Raw genomic sequence first — 14,178 nt, forward strand, 5'->3', positions numbered from 1 at the left:
AAACGCCCGGTTACATTCCGAACCCGGAAGCTAAGCCTTACAGCGCCGATGGTACTGCAGGGGGGACCCTGTGGGAGAGTAGGACACCGCCGAACTCCTTTTAGAGCTCTGGCTCTTGGGCATCAAGCCCGAGAGCCAGAGCTTTTTTGCGTTGAGGTAAGGTCAGGGGGCAAAGTTGGCTCGTTTCCCATCACAGGAGGCCCCCGGGTGGAGGTCCAGGAGACCCGTGTCCAGACGAACCGGGTCCTCACCATCCCGAACATCCTCAGCATGGCGCGTCTCGTCGGCGTACCCGTCTTCCTGTGGTTGATCCTCAGGCCCGAGTTCGGCGGGCCCAAGAGCGACGGCTGGGCGCTGCTGGTGCTCGCTTTCAGCGGCATCAGTGACTACCTGGACGGCAAGCTCGCCCGGCGCTGGAACCAGATCAGCAGCCTCGGCCGGCTCCTGGACCCCGCCGCGGACCGGCTCTACATCCTGTCGACGCTCGTCGGACTCACCTGGCGCGAGATCCTGCCTCTCTGGTTGACCGCCGTACTACTGCTGCGCGAACTGGTGCTGTTGGTGATGGTGGGGATCCTGCGCCGGCACGGCTATCCGCCGCCGCAGGTGAACTTCCTCGGCAAGGCCGCCACGTTCAATCTGATGTACGCGTTCCCGCTCCTGCTGCTCAGTGACGGAAGCGGCTGGATCTCGTCACTCGCTGCAATTTTCGGATGGGCGTTCGCCGGATGGGGTACAACGCTCTATTGGTGGGCAGGAGTGCTCTACGTGGTGCAGGTCCGTCGTCTCGTTCGTGCGGACGCCACAGCCGATTGAGCTCGGCGATTGTCCGGACGTAGTGCCTCGCGATGGCCCGCGGCGGAAAAGTGCGGGACAATCTGGACGGGTGAAGTCGGCTAGACCGTCATCTCTTAGAGGAGGACGCTTCCGACATGAAGGCCGTCGTGATGGCCGGTGGTGAAGGCACACGCCTTCGCCCCATGACCTCTAGCATGCCCAAGCCGCTCCTTCCGGTGGTGAACCGGCCGATCATGGAGCATGTGCTACGGCTGCTCAAAAGGCATGGGCTCACCGAGACCGTCGTCACTGTGCAGTTCCTGGCATCGCTGGTCAAGAACTACTTCGGGGATGGCGAAGAGCTCGGCATGGAGCTCACCTATGCCAATGAGGAGAAGCCACTCGGTACCGCCGGAAGCGTCAAGAACGCCGAAGAGGCGTTGAAGGACGATGCTTTCCTCGTCATCTCCGGCGATGCGCTGACCGACTTCGACCTCACCGAACTCATCAACTTCCACAAGGCAAAGGGCGCACTGGTCACGGTCTGTCTGACCCGTGTGCCCAATCCGCTGGAATTCGGCATCACCATCGTCGACGAAGAGGGGAAGGTCGAGCGGTTCCTCGAGAAGCCGACCTGGGGGCAGGTCTTCTCCGACACGGTGAACACCGGCATCTATGTCATGGAGCCCGAGGTATTCGACTATGTCGAGGCCGACGTTCCGGTCGACTGGTCCGGCGATGTCTTCCCGCAGTTGATGAAGGAAGGCAAGCCGATCTACGGCTACATCGCCGAGGGCTACTGGGAGGACGTCGGCACCCACGAGTCGTACGTCAAGGCCCAGGCCGACGTCCTGGAGGGCAAGGTCGACGTAGACATCGACGGCTTCGAGATATCGCCGGGTGTCTGGGTGGCCGAGGGCGCCGAGGTGCATGCCGATGCCGTGCTGCGCGGACCGCTGTACATCGGTGACTACGCCAAGGTCGAGGCCGGCACGGAAATCCGCGAGCACACCGTCGTGGGATCCAACGTCGTCGTGAAGAGCGGTGCCTTCCTGCACCGGGCGGTGGTCCATGACAACGTCTACGTCGGGCAGCACAGCAATCTGCGGGGCTGCGTCGTCGGGAAGAACACCGACATCATGCGGGCCGCCCGGATCGAGGACGGAGCGGTCATCGGTGACGAGTGCCTGATCGGTGAAGAATCGATCGTGCAGGGCAACGTCCGGGTCTATCCGTTCAAGACCATCGAGGCCGGTGCGTTCGTCAACACGTCCGTGATCTGGGAGTCCCGCGGACAGGCGCATCTGTTCGGCGCCCGCGGTGTCTCCGGAATCCTGAACGTGGAGATCACGCCGGAGCTGGCCGTACGGCTCGCCGGCGCGTACGCGACCACCCTGAAGAAGGGCTCCACGGTCACCACGGCCCGCGACCACTCCCGGGGTGCCCGTGCGCTCAAGCGGGCGGTCATCTCCGCCCTCCAGGCCAGCGCCATCGACGTACGCGACCTGGAGAACGTGCCCCTGCCGGTGGCACGGCAGCAGACCGCGCGGGGCAGCGCCGGCGGCATCATGATCCGGACCTCGCCCGGGGTGCCCGACTCCGTCGACATCATGTTCTTCGACGGGCAGGGCGCGGACCTCTCGCAGGCCAGCCAGCGCAAGCTGGACCGGATCTTCGCTCGGCAGGAGTACCGGCGTGCGTTCCCCGGTGAGATCGGCGACCTGTACTTCCCGGCCAGCGTCTTCGACTCCTACACGGGTTCGTTGCTGCGGAACGTCGACACGACCGGGATCGCCGAGGCCGGCCTGAAGGTCGTCGTGGACGCCTCCAACGGCAGCGCCGGGCTCGTTCTGCCCAGCCTGCTCGGAAAGCTCGGCGTGGACTCGTTGACCGTCAACCCCGGTCTCAACGAGGCCAGGCCCACGGAGACGGCGGACCAGCGTCGGTCGGGGCTGGTGCGCCTCGGCGAGATCGTGGCGTCCTCCGGGGCCGCGTTCGGTGTGCGGTTCGACCCGGTGGGTGAGCGGCTGTCCCTGGTGGACGAGAAGGGCCGCATCATCGAGGACGACCGGGCGTTGCTGGTGATGCTCGACCTGGTCGCCGCGGAGCGGCGTAGCGGCCGTGTGGCGCTTCCGGTCACCACGACCCGGATCGCCGAGCAGGTGGCCGCGTACCACGGCACCCAGGTCGAGTGGACGACCACCTCGCCCGACGACCTCACCCGTGTGGGGCGTGAGGAAGGCACCATCTTCGGTGGTGACGGCAAGGGCGGATTCATCGTCCCCGAGTTCAGCAGCGTCTACGACGGTACGGCGGCCTTCGTGCGCCTGATCGGTCTGGTGGCGCGCACACAGCTCACGCTCAGCCAGATCGACGCCCGGATCCCGCGGGCGCATGTCCTCAAGCGGGACCTGGCGACCCCATGGGCTGTCAAGGGCCTGGTCATGCGGCGTGTCGTCGAGGCGGCCGGTGATCGTTTCGTGGACACGACCGACGGGGTGCGGGTCGTGGAGACCGACGGGCGCTGGGTGATGGTGCTGCCCGACCCGGCCGAGGCGGTCACCCATCTGTGGGCCGAGGGCCCAGACGACGCCTCCGCGCAGGCCCTGTTGGACGAATGGTCGGCGATCGTGGACAGCGCCGGACGGTAGCCGCACCGCACGCACGCGTGCCGGACAAGTGTCCCCGAGGGGGCCTGTCCGGCACGCCGGTGGGGCCGTTCGGAGGTACCGGTCGCAACGTGCGACGATGTGCGGCATGCCGCAGCAACCCCCCGTTCGGAGCAGCGCCACCCGGCCGCAGCGTCCGGACGCCTCCATGTCGTTGATCACCAACGTCATGGACCACAGCCTCGACGACGGGTACGCCGAGGCGGCGGCCCGCAAGCGGGCGCGGGGAGAGGGCGGCGGCATGCCGAAGACCCTCCGGGCCAGGCTGGGCCTCGCCGGCGGTCTGGTGCTCGCGGCCCTGGTGGTGACCGTGGGCGCGGCGCAGGCGCGTGTGACGGCTCCGGTCGTGGCCAAGGAGCGCCAGGAGCTCATCGACCGCATCGACCGTGAGACGACGACCGCCGACAAGCTGGAGAGCAATGTCGACAAGCTGCGCGACGACGTCAGCGCCCGCCAGCGTGCGGCCCTGAAGGAGAGCGGCGGCAGCGGGCAGGCGGACCTGGTGGGCATCCTGTCGGGTGCCACCGCCGTGCACGGTCCCGGTGTGAAACTGGTCGTGAACGACGCCAAGGAGGCCTCCTCGGGTGGCGACGGCAGCAACCCGCGGGAGACCTCCGGGTTCTCCGACACCGGCCGGGTGCGGGACCACGACATGCAGCGCGTCGTGAACGGGCTGTGGGGCTCGGGCGCCGAGGCGATCTCCATCAACGGGCAGCGGCTGACCGCCCTGTCCGCGATCAGGGCCGCGGGAGACGCGATACTGGTCGACAACAGGCCGCTGGTACCGCCGTACACGGTGCTGGCGGTGGGGGACGGGGAGAGGCTCAGCTCCAGGTTCCAGGACAGCCCCGACGGGCTGTATCTGCATGCCCTGGAGGAGAACTTCGACATCCGGGCGACGATCTCCACGGAGAGTGACGTCCGGCTGCCCGCCGCACCCAGCGTGATCGTACGTACGGCCCAGCCGTACACCGAGAAGACTGAGAAGGGCACATCGTGATCGCCGTACTTGGCCTCGTCGTGGGCGTCGTGGCCGGACTGTTGGTCCGTCCGGAGGTTCCGGCGGTCGTCGAGCCGTATCTGCCGATCGCCGTCGTCGCGGCGCTCGACGCCGTCTTCGGCGGTTTGCGGGCCATGCTCGACGGGATCTTCGACGACAAGGTCTTCGTGGTGTCGTTCCTGTCCAACGTGGTGGTGGCCGCGCTGATCGTGTTCCTGGGTGACAAGTTGGGTGTGGGCTCGCAGCTGTCCACGGGTGTCGTCGTGGTCCTCGGAATCCGCATCTTCTCGAACGCCGCGGCGATCCGCCGGCATGTCTTCCGGGCGTGAGCGGCATGAGCGAGCACGAGAAACAGCCGGAGCACCGGTTGCGCAAGGAACTGCCCGCCGAGGTGCCCGCCACGGCACCGGAGGCCGGGTCCGCCGCCGAGCCGAAACCGGAGGCCGGGCCGAGCGGCCGCCGGAGGCTGGTCCAGGGGCTGTGGCCGCCGCGGGCGAGCCGGGCCCAACTGATCGTCGCGGTGCTGCTGTTCGGACTCGGATTCGGGCTTGCCGTGCAGGTGGCGTCGAACAGCGACAGTGACAGCGCGTTGCGCGGGGCCCGCCAGGAGGATCTTGTTCGCATCCTCGATGAACTCGACGACCGTACTCAGCGTCTTGAGGACGAGAGGACAGGACTCGAAAAGCAGCGTCAGGAGTTGCAGAGCAGCTCCGACCAGGCGGCGGAGGCTCGCAAGCAGACGGCCGAGAAGGAGCGGCAACTCGGCATTCTGGCGGGCACCGTGGCGGCGCAGGGTCCTGGCATCACGATGACGGTCGATGACCCGAAGGGGACGGTGCAGGCGGACATGCTGCTCGACGCGATCCAGGAGTTGCGTGCGGCCGGCGCGGAGGCGATCCAGGTCAACGGGGTGCGAGTGATCTCCGGCACCTACCTCACCGACTCCGGCAAGAGTGTGAGCGTCGACGGGAACAAGATCACCCAGCCTTACGTTTTCAAGGTGATCGGCAAGCCGCAGGACCTCGAGCCGGCTCTCAACATCCCGGGAGGCGTGGTGCAGACCCTGGAGAAGGAACAGGCGACTGTGACCGTCGAACGATCGACCAAGATCGTCGTGGATGCCTTGCGACCGGCGAAGCAGCCTGACTACGCTCGGTCGTCCTCACAGTGAACCGGCGGTGCATGCGGGACGTCCGGCGAGGGCATGAGGATGCGGGGGGTCGGCGCACCGGGGAACCGGTGCGTGGTGGAAACTGTCTGGTGGATACGGACGTTGTGTGGTTGTCCGGGTCGGCCGGTTTATTCAGTCAGGGTTCGTCCTGCCCCACGGGCGGGTCTGTTTCGGTCAAGGGGAATCGCCCGTGAAGTTGTTTTCGAAGTTGTTCGGCAAGAGCGCGCGAGAGGGCAGCGACAACGCGACCGCTCGCCATCGCGCACAGCCCGACGCGGACGGTCAGCGCCCGCTGTTCCGGGACCAGGTGGCTGGCCCGGGGGGTGACATTTCGGGAGGTCAGGGCGCGCCGTCAGTTGACCCGTCACAGTCCGGCGGCATAGGTTTCGGGCAACCGTCAACCTCAGGTGCGGGTGGAGGGTTTACCTCCGGCCCGTACGCGTCCAACGCCCCGGCGGGGCAGCCGCGGCAGGAGGATCCGTCCATGTCGGCCCTGGTTTGTACGAGGTGCGGTAACCGCAACGCGGAGAACGCCCGCTTCTGTTCCAACTGCGGCGCTCCGCTGCGCGCGGGCGCCGTCCCCGAGCGGGCGGCGGAGACGACGTCCACGATCTCGATCTCCGGCCTGGAGGCCTACGACGCCGAGGTCACCGGCCAGACCCAGGTCCCGGCGCTCTCGCCCGAGGCGCAGGCGGCCGTCGACGCGCTGCCGCTGGGTTCCGCGCTGCTGGTCGTGCGCCGCGGCCCGAACTCGGGCAGCCGCTTCCTGCTGGACAGCGACCTGACCACGGCCGGCCGTCATCCGCAGAGCGACATCTTCCTGGACGACGTCACGGTCTCGCGCCGCCATGTGGAGTTCCGCCGCCAGCCGGACGGCTCGTTCACCGTGGCCGACGTGGGCAGCCTCAACGGCACCTACGTCAACCGGGAGCGTATCGACCAGGTCGCTCTGTCGAACGGCGACGAGGTCCAGATCGGCAAGTACCGGCTGGTCTTCTACGCGAGCCGGCACGGCATCTGACCCTCCGGACCTCGTCCGGGGACCCCAGGGAAGAAGGTCCATGCTGCACACACCGAGCGGCGGTACCGGTCACGGCACCGCCGCCACGGAAACCGGGCTGATGAGCATCGGCACGGTACTGAACGTGCTGCGCGACGAGTTCCCCGAAGTCACCATCTCCAAGATCCGCTTCCTGGAGTCGGAGGGGCTCATCGAGCCCCGCCGGACCCCGTCCGGGTACCGCAAGTTCAGCGCCGGGGACGTGGAGCGTCTCGGACACGTCCTGAGGATGCAGCGGGACCACTACCTGCCGCTGAAGGTCATCCGGGAGTACCTGGACGCCATGGAGCGCGGCGAGGCCGTACAGCTGCCCGTGCTGGGGCGGCAGCGGGACGGCGAGGCGGTGCCGATGATGCCCGAGGCTCCGACGGTGGCCCGGATCGGCCGGGACGAGCTGCTCGCCGCCGCCGAGATCGACGAGAACTGCCTGGCGGAGTGGGAGTCGTACGGGCTGCTCGCTCCCCTGGAGGACGGCGTGTACGACGCCGAGGCGGTCACCGTGGCCGCGCTCGTGACCGAGCTGGGCAGGTTCGGGATCGAGCCGCGCCACCTGCGGGTGATGAAGGCCGCCGCCGACCGTGAGGCCGGCCTGGTGGACCAGGTGGTGGCCCCGCTCAAGCGGCACCGCAACCCGCAGACCAGGGCCCATGCCGAGGCCCGTACGAAGGAGCTGGCGGCGCTCACGGTGAAGCTGCATGCCGCACTGGTGCAGACCGCGCTCGGGGTGCGGCTGCCGTGACCATCGTGACAGGACCCGGGCGGAGGCCGGATCGGGCGCGCGTTCCGGGCCCGACTACCCAAACGTCCCGGGCACGGCCTAGGGTTGCTGTGTGAACGAGCTCGATGTCGTAGGTGTCCGGGTGGAAATGCCCTCCAACCAACCGATCGTGCTCCTGCGCGAAGTGGGAGGCGACCGTTACCTCCCCATCTGGATCGGGCCGGGGGAGGCGACGGCGATCGCGTTCGCCCAGCAGGGCATGGCCCCCGCGCGACCGCTGACCCACGACCTGTTCAAGGACGTGCTGGAGGCCGTCGGTCAGGAGCTCACCGAAGTACGCATCACCGACCTGCGTGAGGGCGTCTTCTACGCGGAGCTGGTGTTCGCCAGCGGCGTCGAGGTGAGCGCCCGTCCGTCCGACGCCATAGCGCTGGCGCTGCGCACCGGGACGCCGATCTACGGGAGCGACACGGTGCTGGACGACGCGGGCATCGCGATCCCGGACGAGCAGGAGGACGAGGTGGAGAAGTTCCGCGAGTTCCTCGACCAGATCTCGCCCGAGGACTTCGGCACCAGCAGTCAGTGAGAGACGAGAGCGGCCCGTCACTCGCCCACCAGAGGGCGGTGGCGGGCCGGTTCACTGCTGGTCACGGTCGAAACTCAAGGGCAATTGCCAGCGGCCACTGAGAGCGTCCTACGCCTTCCCGCCAGAGCATTCGGCTAGCCTTTCCCCGCGGTGGGGCACGGGAAACCACTCCTAGGGTGATTATCACTCGGCGTGCCGAGTGTGGCGATCGTTGACGCACCCCTGGTGACTGCCTACCGTCGAGAAGGCAGGTCAAGGACGGAGGTCGGCGTGAGAAGCAGCGGCGACGGTATGGCTGGGGGTGCCCCGGGACGCGGTCTCGGGGAGAGCGGTCCGTACCCTCCCTCGAGCTCTCGACTTCGTTCGAGTTGGGGGGACCCCCAGCACGGCAGCACTGCCGGTCACGCTCCGCAGCGGCCGACCTCAGTGCCGAGCGGCGGAGGGGCGGCGTCCATGACGACCGAGGAGATCGGCTACCGGGGGCCCACGGCCTGTGCGGCGGCCGGCATCACCTACCGGCAACTCGACTACTGGGCCCGCACCGGCCTGGTCGAGCCCAGCGTGCGGGCCGCCTACGGGTCGGGGACCCAGCGCCTGTACAGCTTCAGGGACGTCGTCGTCCTGAAGATCGTCAAGCGGTTCCTGGACACCGGGGTCTCCCTCCAGAACATCCGCACCACGGTCCAGCACCTGAGGGAACGCGGTTTCCGCGACCTGGAGCGCATGACCCTCATGAGCGACGGCGCCACGGTCTACGAGTGCACCTCGCCCGACGAGGTCCACGCGCTGCTCCAGGGCGGTCAGGGCATCTTCGGGATCGCGGTCGGCGTGGTCTGGCGGGACGTGGAGAGCGCGCTCTCCCAGCTGCACGGCGAGCGCGTCGACACCGGCGAGACCCTGATCGGGCCCAACCCCGCCGACGAACTGGCCCGACGCCGCAACAAGGCGGTCTGAGGTCCCGGCCCGACCTCCCTCGAATCTCCTGAGCCCGCTGGGATGCCCCGGCACGGTCGTGTGCCGGGGCGTTGTCAGTGGTGTGGTGCAGCATCGGAGATGTGAGAAACGCGCCCACGATCCTGCATCTCGACATGGATGCCTTCTACGCCTCGGTGGAGCAGGCATCCAAGCCGAGTCTGCGCGGGAAGGCCGTGGTCGTGGGCGGGCTCGGACCGCGCGGTGTGGTGGCCACCGCGTCGTACGAGGCCAGGGTGTTCGGGGTGCACTCGGCGATGCCGATGGCGCAGGCGCGCAGGCTGGCGCCGAACGCCGCGTATCTCGTGCCGCGCTTCGGGCTGTACCGGTCGATCAGCGAGCAGGTGATGGCGCTGCTGCACGAGCTGTCGCCGCTGGTGGAGCCGCTGAGCCTGGACGAGGCCTTCGTGGACCTGGAGGCGGGTGAGGTGGCCTGGGACGGCGGGTCGGCGCGTCTGGTGGGGGAGAAGCTGCGCGCGGACATACGGAGCGCCACAGGGCTCTCCGGGTCGGTCGGGCTGGCCGCCTCCAAGATGCTCGCGAAGATCGCCTCCGAGCAGGCCAAGCCGGACGGGCTGGTGCTGATCGAGCCGGGCACGGAGCGGGCGATGCTCGGGCCGATGCCGGTGCGGACCCTGCCGGGCGTGGGGCCGGCGACCGGGGACCATCTGCGGCGGGCCGGGATCACCACGGTCGACGAGATCGCCGAGGCGGGCGAGGACGAGCTGGTACGGCTGCTCGGCAAGGCCCACGGGCACGCGCTGTACGCGATGGCGCTCGCGCACGACGAACGGCCCGTGGTCGCCGAGCGGGGGGCCAAGTCGGTCTCCGTCGAGGACACCTACGACGTGGACATCCATGACCGGATGCGGGTGGGGATGGAGGTGCAGCGGCTGGCCGACCGGTGCGTGCGCAGGCTGCGGGCGGCCGGGCTGTCGGGGCGGACCATCGTGCTGAAGGTACGGCGCTACGACTTCTCGACGCTCACCCGGTCGGAGACGCTCAGGGGGCCGACCGACGATCCGGCGGTGGTGCGGGAGGCGGCCGCGCGGCTGCTGGACTCGGTGGACACGACAGGGGGTGTGCGGTTGCTGGGCGTGGGTGTGTCGGGGCTTGCCGACTACACCCAGGAGGATCTGTTCGCGCAGGCGGCGGCCGGGGAGGGGGCCGAGTTCACCGCGGAGCCGGTCGCCGAGGCGGAGCCGACCGCCGAGGCGGAGCCGGCCGCCGAGCGGCGGTGGCCCGCCGGGCACGACGTGCGGCATGCGGGGTACGGACACGGATGGGTGCAGGGGAGTGGGCTGGGGCGGGTGACCGTGCGGTTCGAGACGCCGGGGGAGGTGGAGCCGGGAAGAGTGCGGACTTTTTGGGTCGACGACCCTGAGCTGGAGCCGGTGGATCCGTTGCCGCTGGTGCCGGGATGACGGCCGACGGTGTGTGCGGGCCGGTGGGGGGCTGATCGCGCGGTTCCCCGCGCCCCTTACGGGGCGCTGAGGCCGCCGCTCGACCCCACCCCGGCCCGCGGTCAGGTGCCGGTGTCCTCCGTCCCCGCCAGTTTGCCGAAGTCGTGGTCCGGGTGGTCGGGGGGTGGGGCGGTCGTGTCCAGGCCGTAGTGGTGATAGAGCTGGAGTTCCTGCTCAGGGGAGAGATGGCGGCCCACCCCGAAGTCGGGGGCGTCCTTGATCAGGGTGCGCTCGAAGGGGACCTGGAGGGTGCCCTCGACCAGCTCACTCGGCTCCAGGGGCACGAACGCGTCCCGGGAGAACAGGCCGGTGCGTATGGCCGCCCACTCCGGCACCCCGGTCGCGTCGTCGAGGTAGACCTCGTCGATCGTGCCGATCTTCGTGCCGTTGCGGTCGAACGCCTTGCGGCCGATCAGGTTGCGCGGATCGATGTCGGTCTGCACGGGCCCTCCACTTGGTCGCAACTCATCCGTAAGCACTACAAAAGAGCACATTGAAGGAGGCGGCCACTCGAAGACCCGTGCGTTGCCCTCGCTGGTAGGCTGGCAAGCGGCTGCTGACCCCGTGCGGGAGAGTCCTCCGGACAGACCGGAGGCGCCGAAGGAGCAAATCCTCCCCGGAATCTCTCAGGCTCACGTACCGCACGGACGAGGTCACTCTGGAAAGCAGGGCGGGCGTCCACGACGTCCGCTCTCACCGACGGTGAAAGCCGGATCCCCTGGGCATCCGGCGAAGCTCTCAGGTTGAGATGACAGAGGGGGAGGCCGTCGGGGTGCCCGTGCCGGGGTACCCCTCGAAGGTCGCGTCAGACCAGGAGGCCTCCGCAATGACCGCCCAGCGTGTTCCGCTCTCCGAGCTAGAGCAGGGAATCCCCTTCGAGCAGCGCCATATCGGGCCCGACCACGAGGCCCGGGCCAAGATGCTCGCCCAGGTCGGGTACGGCTCGCTCGACGAGCTGACCGCCGCCGCCGTGCCGGACGTCATCAAGAACGCCGACGCTCTGGAACTGCCGGGCGCGCGCACCGAGGCCGAGGTGCTGGCCGAGCTGCGGTCGCTGGCCGACCGGAACCAGGTGCTCGACTCGATGATCGGTCTGGGCTACTACGGCACCTTCACGCCGCCCGTCATCCTGCGCAACGTGATGGAGAACCCCGCCTGGTACACGGCCTACACCCCGTACCAGCCGGAGATCTCCCAGGGCCGGCTGGAAGCGCTGCTGAACTTCCAGACCGTGGTCGCCGACCTCACCGGACTGCCCACCTCCGGTGCCTCGCTGCTCGACGAGGGCACCGCCGCCGCCGAGGCCGTGGCCCTGTCGCTGCGCATGGGCAAGAACAAGAAGGGTGTCTTCGTCATCGACGCGGACGCCCTGCCGCAGACCATCGCCGTGATCCAGACCCGGGCCGAGCCGACGGGGGTCGAGGTCGTCGTCGCGGACCTCAGCGACGGCATCCCGGCCGATCTCGCCGCGCGCGAGATCAACGGCGTGCTCGTCCAGTACCCCGGCGCCTCCGGTGCCGTACGCGACATCAAGCCGCTCGTCGACCAGGCGCACGAGCTGGGCGCGCTGGTCACCGTCGCCGCGGACCTGCTCGCGCTGACCCTGCTGACCTCGCCGGGTGAGCTGGGCGCCGACATCGCCATCGGTACGACCCAGCGGTTCGGTGTGCCGATGGGCTTCGGCGGGCCGCACGCCGGCTACATGGCGGTACGCGAGAAGTTCGCGCGCAGCCTGCCCGGCCGGCTCGTGGGCGTGTCCGTGGACGCCGACGGGCACCGGGCCTACCGGCTCGCGCTGCAGACACGTGAACAGCACATCCGCCGGGAGAAGGCCACCAGCAACATCTGCACCGCGCAGGTGCTGCTCGCCGTGATGGCCGGCATGTACGCCGTCTACCACGGACCCGAGGGGCTGCGGGCCATCGCCCAGCGGACCCACCGCTACGCCACGATCCTGGCCGCGGGGCTCACCGCCGGCGGGGTCGAGGTCGTGCACGGCGCCTACTTCGACACCCTCACCGCGCGCGTGCCCGGCAAGGCCGCCGAGGTCGTCGCGGCCGCCCGGCAGAGCGGTGTCAACCTGCGGCTCGTGGACACCGACCACGTCTCCATGGCCTGCGACGAGACCACCACGCGGGCCCAGCTGGGTGCCGTGTGGACGGCGTTCGGGGTCGAGGGCGACGTCGAGGCGCTGGACGCGGTCGCCGCGGACACGCTGCCCGAGGCGCTGCTGCGCGAGGACGGCTACCTGGGCCACCCCGTCTTCCACGACCACCGGTCCGAGACCGCGATGCTGCGCTACCTGCGCCGGCTCGCCGACCGGGACTACGCGCTGGACCGGGGCATGATCCCGCTGGGCTCCTGCACCATGAAGCTCAACGCGACCACCGAGATGGAGCCGGTCACCTGGCCCGAGTTCGGCCAGCTGCACCCCTTCGCGCCCGCCGAGCAGGCGCAGGGCTATCTGACGCTCATCCGTGAGCTGGAGGAGCGGCTCGCCGAGGTCACCGGCTACGACAAGGTGTCGCTCCAGCCCAACGCCGGGTCGCAGGGCGAACTGGCCGGGCTGCTCGCCGTACGCGCCTACCACCGGGCCAACGGCGACGAGCAGCGCACCGTCTGCCTGATCCCCTCCTCCGCGCACGGCACCAACGCCGCCAGCGCCGTCATGGCCGGGATGAAGGTCGTCGTCGTGAAGACCGCCGAGGACGGCGAGATCGACGTCGAGGACCTGCGGGCGAAGATCGAGCAGCACCGCGACCAGCTCGCCGTGCTGATGATCACGTACCCGTCCACGCACGGCGTGTTCGAGGAGCACGTCGCCGACATCTGCGGTCAGGTCCACGAGGCCGGCGGCCAGGTGTACGTCGACGGCGCCAACCTCAACGCCCTGGTCGGGGTCGCCAAGCCGGGGCACTTCGGCGGCGACGTCTCGCACCTGAACCTGCACAAGACCTTCTGCATCCCGCACGGCGGCGGCGGTCCGGGTGTCGGTCCGGTGGCCGTCCGGGCTCACCTCGCGCCGTACCTGCCGAACCACCCGCTCCAGCCGGCCGCAGGACCGGCGACCGGCGTCGGACCGATCTCGGCCGCGCCGTGGGGCTCCGCGGGGATCCTGCCGATCTCGTGGACGTACGTCCGCCTGATGGGCGGCGAGGGTCTCAAGCGCGCCACCCAGGTGGCCGTGCTCAGCGCCAACTACGTCGCCAAGCGGCTGGAACCGCACTACCCCGTGCTCTACACCGGCCCCGGCGGGCTGGTCGCCCACGAGTGCATCATCGACCTGCGGCCGCTGACCAAGGCGACCGGGGTGAGCGTCGACGACGTCGCCAAGCGGCTCATCGACTACGGGTTCCACGCGCCGACGATGTCCTTCCCGGTGGCCGGCACGCTGATGATCGAGCCGACCGAGTCCGAGGACCTCGGTGAGCTGGACCGGTTCTGCGAGGCGATGATCGCCATCCGGGCGGAGATCGACAAGGTCGGGGCGGGGGAGTGGCCGGCCGAGGACAACCCGCTGCGGGGTGCCCCGCACACGGCCGCCGCGCTCGGCGGGGAGTGGGAGCACGCGTACTCGCGCGCGGAGGCCGTCTTCCCGGCCGGGGTGTCCGCCGCCGACAAGTACTGGCCGCCGGTGCGCCGGATCGACCAGGCCTTCGGTGACCGGAACCTGGTGTGCTCCTGCCCGCCGCTGGACGCGTACGAGGACTGATCCGCGGCAGTACGGATGGATGTGACTGGCAGAGGCCCCGCTTCGGCGGG

General features: G+C 69.3%; 11 protein-coding genes, 1 rRNA gene, 1 pseudogene and 1 riboswitch. Of the genes and pseudogenes, 12 read left to right on the forward strand and 1 reads right to left on the reverse strand.

The window, feature by feature from the left end:
• The 11 genes and pseudogenes from rrf to ACWDGI_RS27140 form a co-directional block, all read left to right on the forward strand.
• Positions 1-95 (forward strand): 5S ribosomal RNA (gene rrf, locus ACWDGI_RS27090); the annotation flags it as partial.
• A 112-nt stretch (positions 96-207) separates the two neighbouring features.
• Positions 208-816: a CDP-alcohol phosphatidyltransferase family protein gene (locus ACWDGI_RS27095; protein ID WP_450763218.1), complete on the forward strand. Its 609-nt coding sequence runs from the start codon at positions 208-210 to the stop codon at positions 814-816.
• 116 nt (positions 817-932) lie between these two features.
• Positions 933-3,428: a sugar phosphate nucleotidyltransferase gene (locus ACWDGI_RS27100; protein WP_450763220.1), complete on the forward strand. Its 2,496-nt coding sequence runs from the start codon at positions 933-935 to the stop codon at positions 3,426-3,428.
• 106 nt (positions 3,429-3,534) lie between these two features.
• Positions 3,535-4,446, forward strand: coding sequence for a DUF881 domain-containing protein (locus ACWDGI_RS27105; RefSeq protein ID WP_450763222.1), 912 nt, complete (start codon positions 3,535-3,537; stop codon positions 4,444-4,446).
• A complete protein-coding gene (locus tag ACWDGI_RS27110) occupies positions 4,443-4,775 on the forward strand; it encodes a small basic family protein (RefSeq protein WP_046727248.1) in 333 nt (110 codons plus the stop codon). Before ACWDGI_RS27105 ends, ACWDGI_RS27110 begins: the two co-directional genes overlap by 4 nt.
• A gap of 5 nt (positions 4,776-4,780) precedes the next feature.
• On the forward strand, positions 4,781-5,617 hold the full coding sequence (locus ACWDGI_RS27115; RefSeq protein ID WP_450763224.1) for a DUF881 domain-containing protein: 837 nt from the start codon (positions 4,781-4,783) through the stop codon (positions 5,615-5,617).
• 190 nt (positions 5,618-5,807) lie between these two features.
• Positions 5,808-6,638, forward strand: a complete 831-nt coding sequence (locus tag ACWDGI_RS27120) for an FHA domain-containing protein (RefSeq protein WP_450763226.1) — start codon at positions 5,808-5,810, stop codon at positions 6,636-6,638.
• A 40-nt stretch (positions 6,639-6,678) separates the two neighbouring features.
• Positions 6,679-7,416, forward strand: a complete 738-nt coding sequence (ftsR, locus tag ACWDGI_RS27125; protein ID WP_360497208.1) for a transcriptional regulator FtsR — start codon at positions 6,679-6,681, stop codon at positions 7,414-7,416.
• 91 nt (positions 7,417-7,507) lie between these two features.
• Complete coding sequence (locus ACWDGI_RS27130) at positions 7,508-7,981, forward strand: bifunctional nuclease family protein (protein ID WP_026253112.1); 474 nt, start codon at positions 7,508-7,510, stop codon at positions 7,979-7,981.
• A 270-nt stretch (positions 7,982-8,251) separates the two neighbouring features.
• On the forward strand, positions 8,252-8,935 hold the full coding sequence (locus tag ACWDGI_RS27135; RefSeq protein WP_450763228.1) for a MerR family transcriptional regulator: 684 nt from the start codon (positions 8,252-8,254) through the stop codon (positions 8,933-8,935).
• Positions 8,936-9,036: 101 nt separating this feature from the next.
• Positions 9,037-10,566: pseudogene (locus ACWDGI_RS27140) on the forward strand (DNA polymerase IV).
• On the opposite strand, the gene ACWDGI_RS27145 reads toward ACWDGI_RS27140, so the two are convergent.
• A complete protein-coding gene (locus tag ACWDGI_RS27145; RefSeq protein WP_450763230.1) occupies positions 10,479-10,859 on the reverse strand; it encodes a PRC-barrel domain-containing protein in 381 nt (126 codons plus the stop codon). The pseudogene ACWDGI_RS27140 and the gene ACWDGI_RS27145 sit on opposite strands and share 88 nt — an antisense overlap.
• Before the next feature lie 114 nt (positions 10,860-10,973).
• A riboswitch (glycine riboswitch) is annotated at positions 10,974-11,068 on the forward strand.
• 174 nt (positions 11,069-11,242) lie between these two features.
• Between ACWDGI_RS27145 and gcvP the strand changes: the two genes are divergently transcribed.
• On the forward strand, positions 11,243-14,128 hold the full coding sequence (gene gcvP / locus ACWDGI_RS27150; RefSeq protein WP_450763232.1) for an aminomethyl-transferring glycine dehydrogenase: 2,886 nt from the start codon (positions 11,243-11,245) through the stop codon (positions 14,126-14,128).
• Positions 14,129-14,178: the final 50 nt, after the last annotated feature.

The organism is Streptomyces sp. NPDC001220, from assembly GCF_053597895.1.

What these genes read in the sequence shown, in the direction of transcription:
- ACWDGI_RS27100 (WP_450763220.1), top strand. Translation starts at nt 933, where the DNA reads ATGAAGGCCGTCGTGATGGCCGGTGGTGAAGGCACACGCCTTCGCCCC.
- ACWDGI_RS27105 (WP_450763222.1), top strand. Translation starts at nt 3,535, where the DNA reads ATGCCGCAGCAACCCCCCGTTCGGAGCAGCGCCACCCGGCCGCAGCGT.
- ACWDGI_RS27115 (WP_450763224.1), top strand. Translation starts at nt 4,781, where the DNA reads ATGAGCGAGCACGAGAAACAGCCGGAGCACCGGTTGCGCAAGGAACTG.
- ftsR (WP_360497208.1), top strand. Translation starts at nt 6,679, where the DNA reads ATGCTGCACACACCGAGCGGCGGTACCGGTCACGGCACCGCCGCCACG.
- gcvP (WP_450763232.1), top strand. Translation starts at nt 11,243, where the DNA reads ATGACCGCCCAGCGTGTTCCGCTCTCCGAGCTAGAGCAGGGAATCCCC.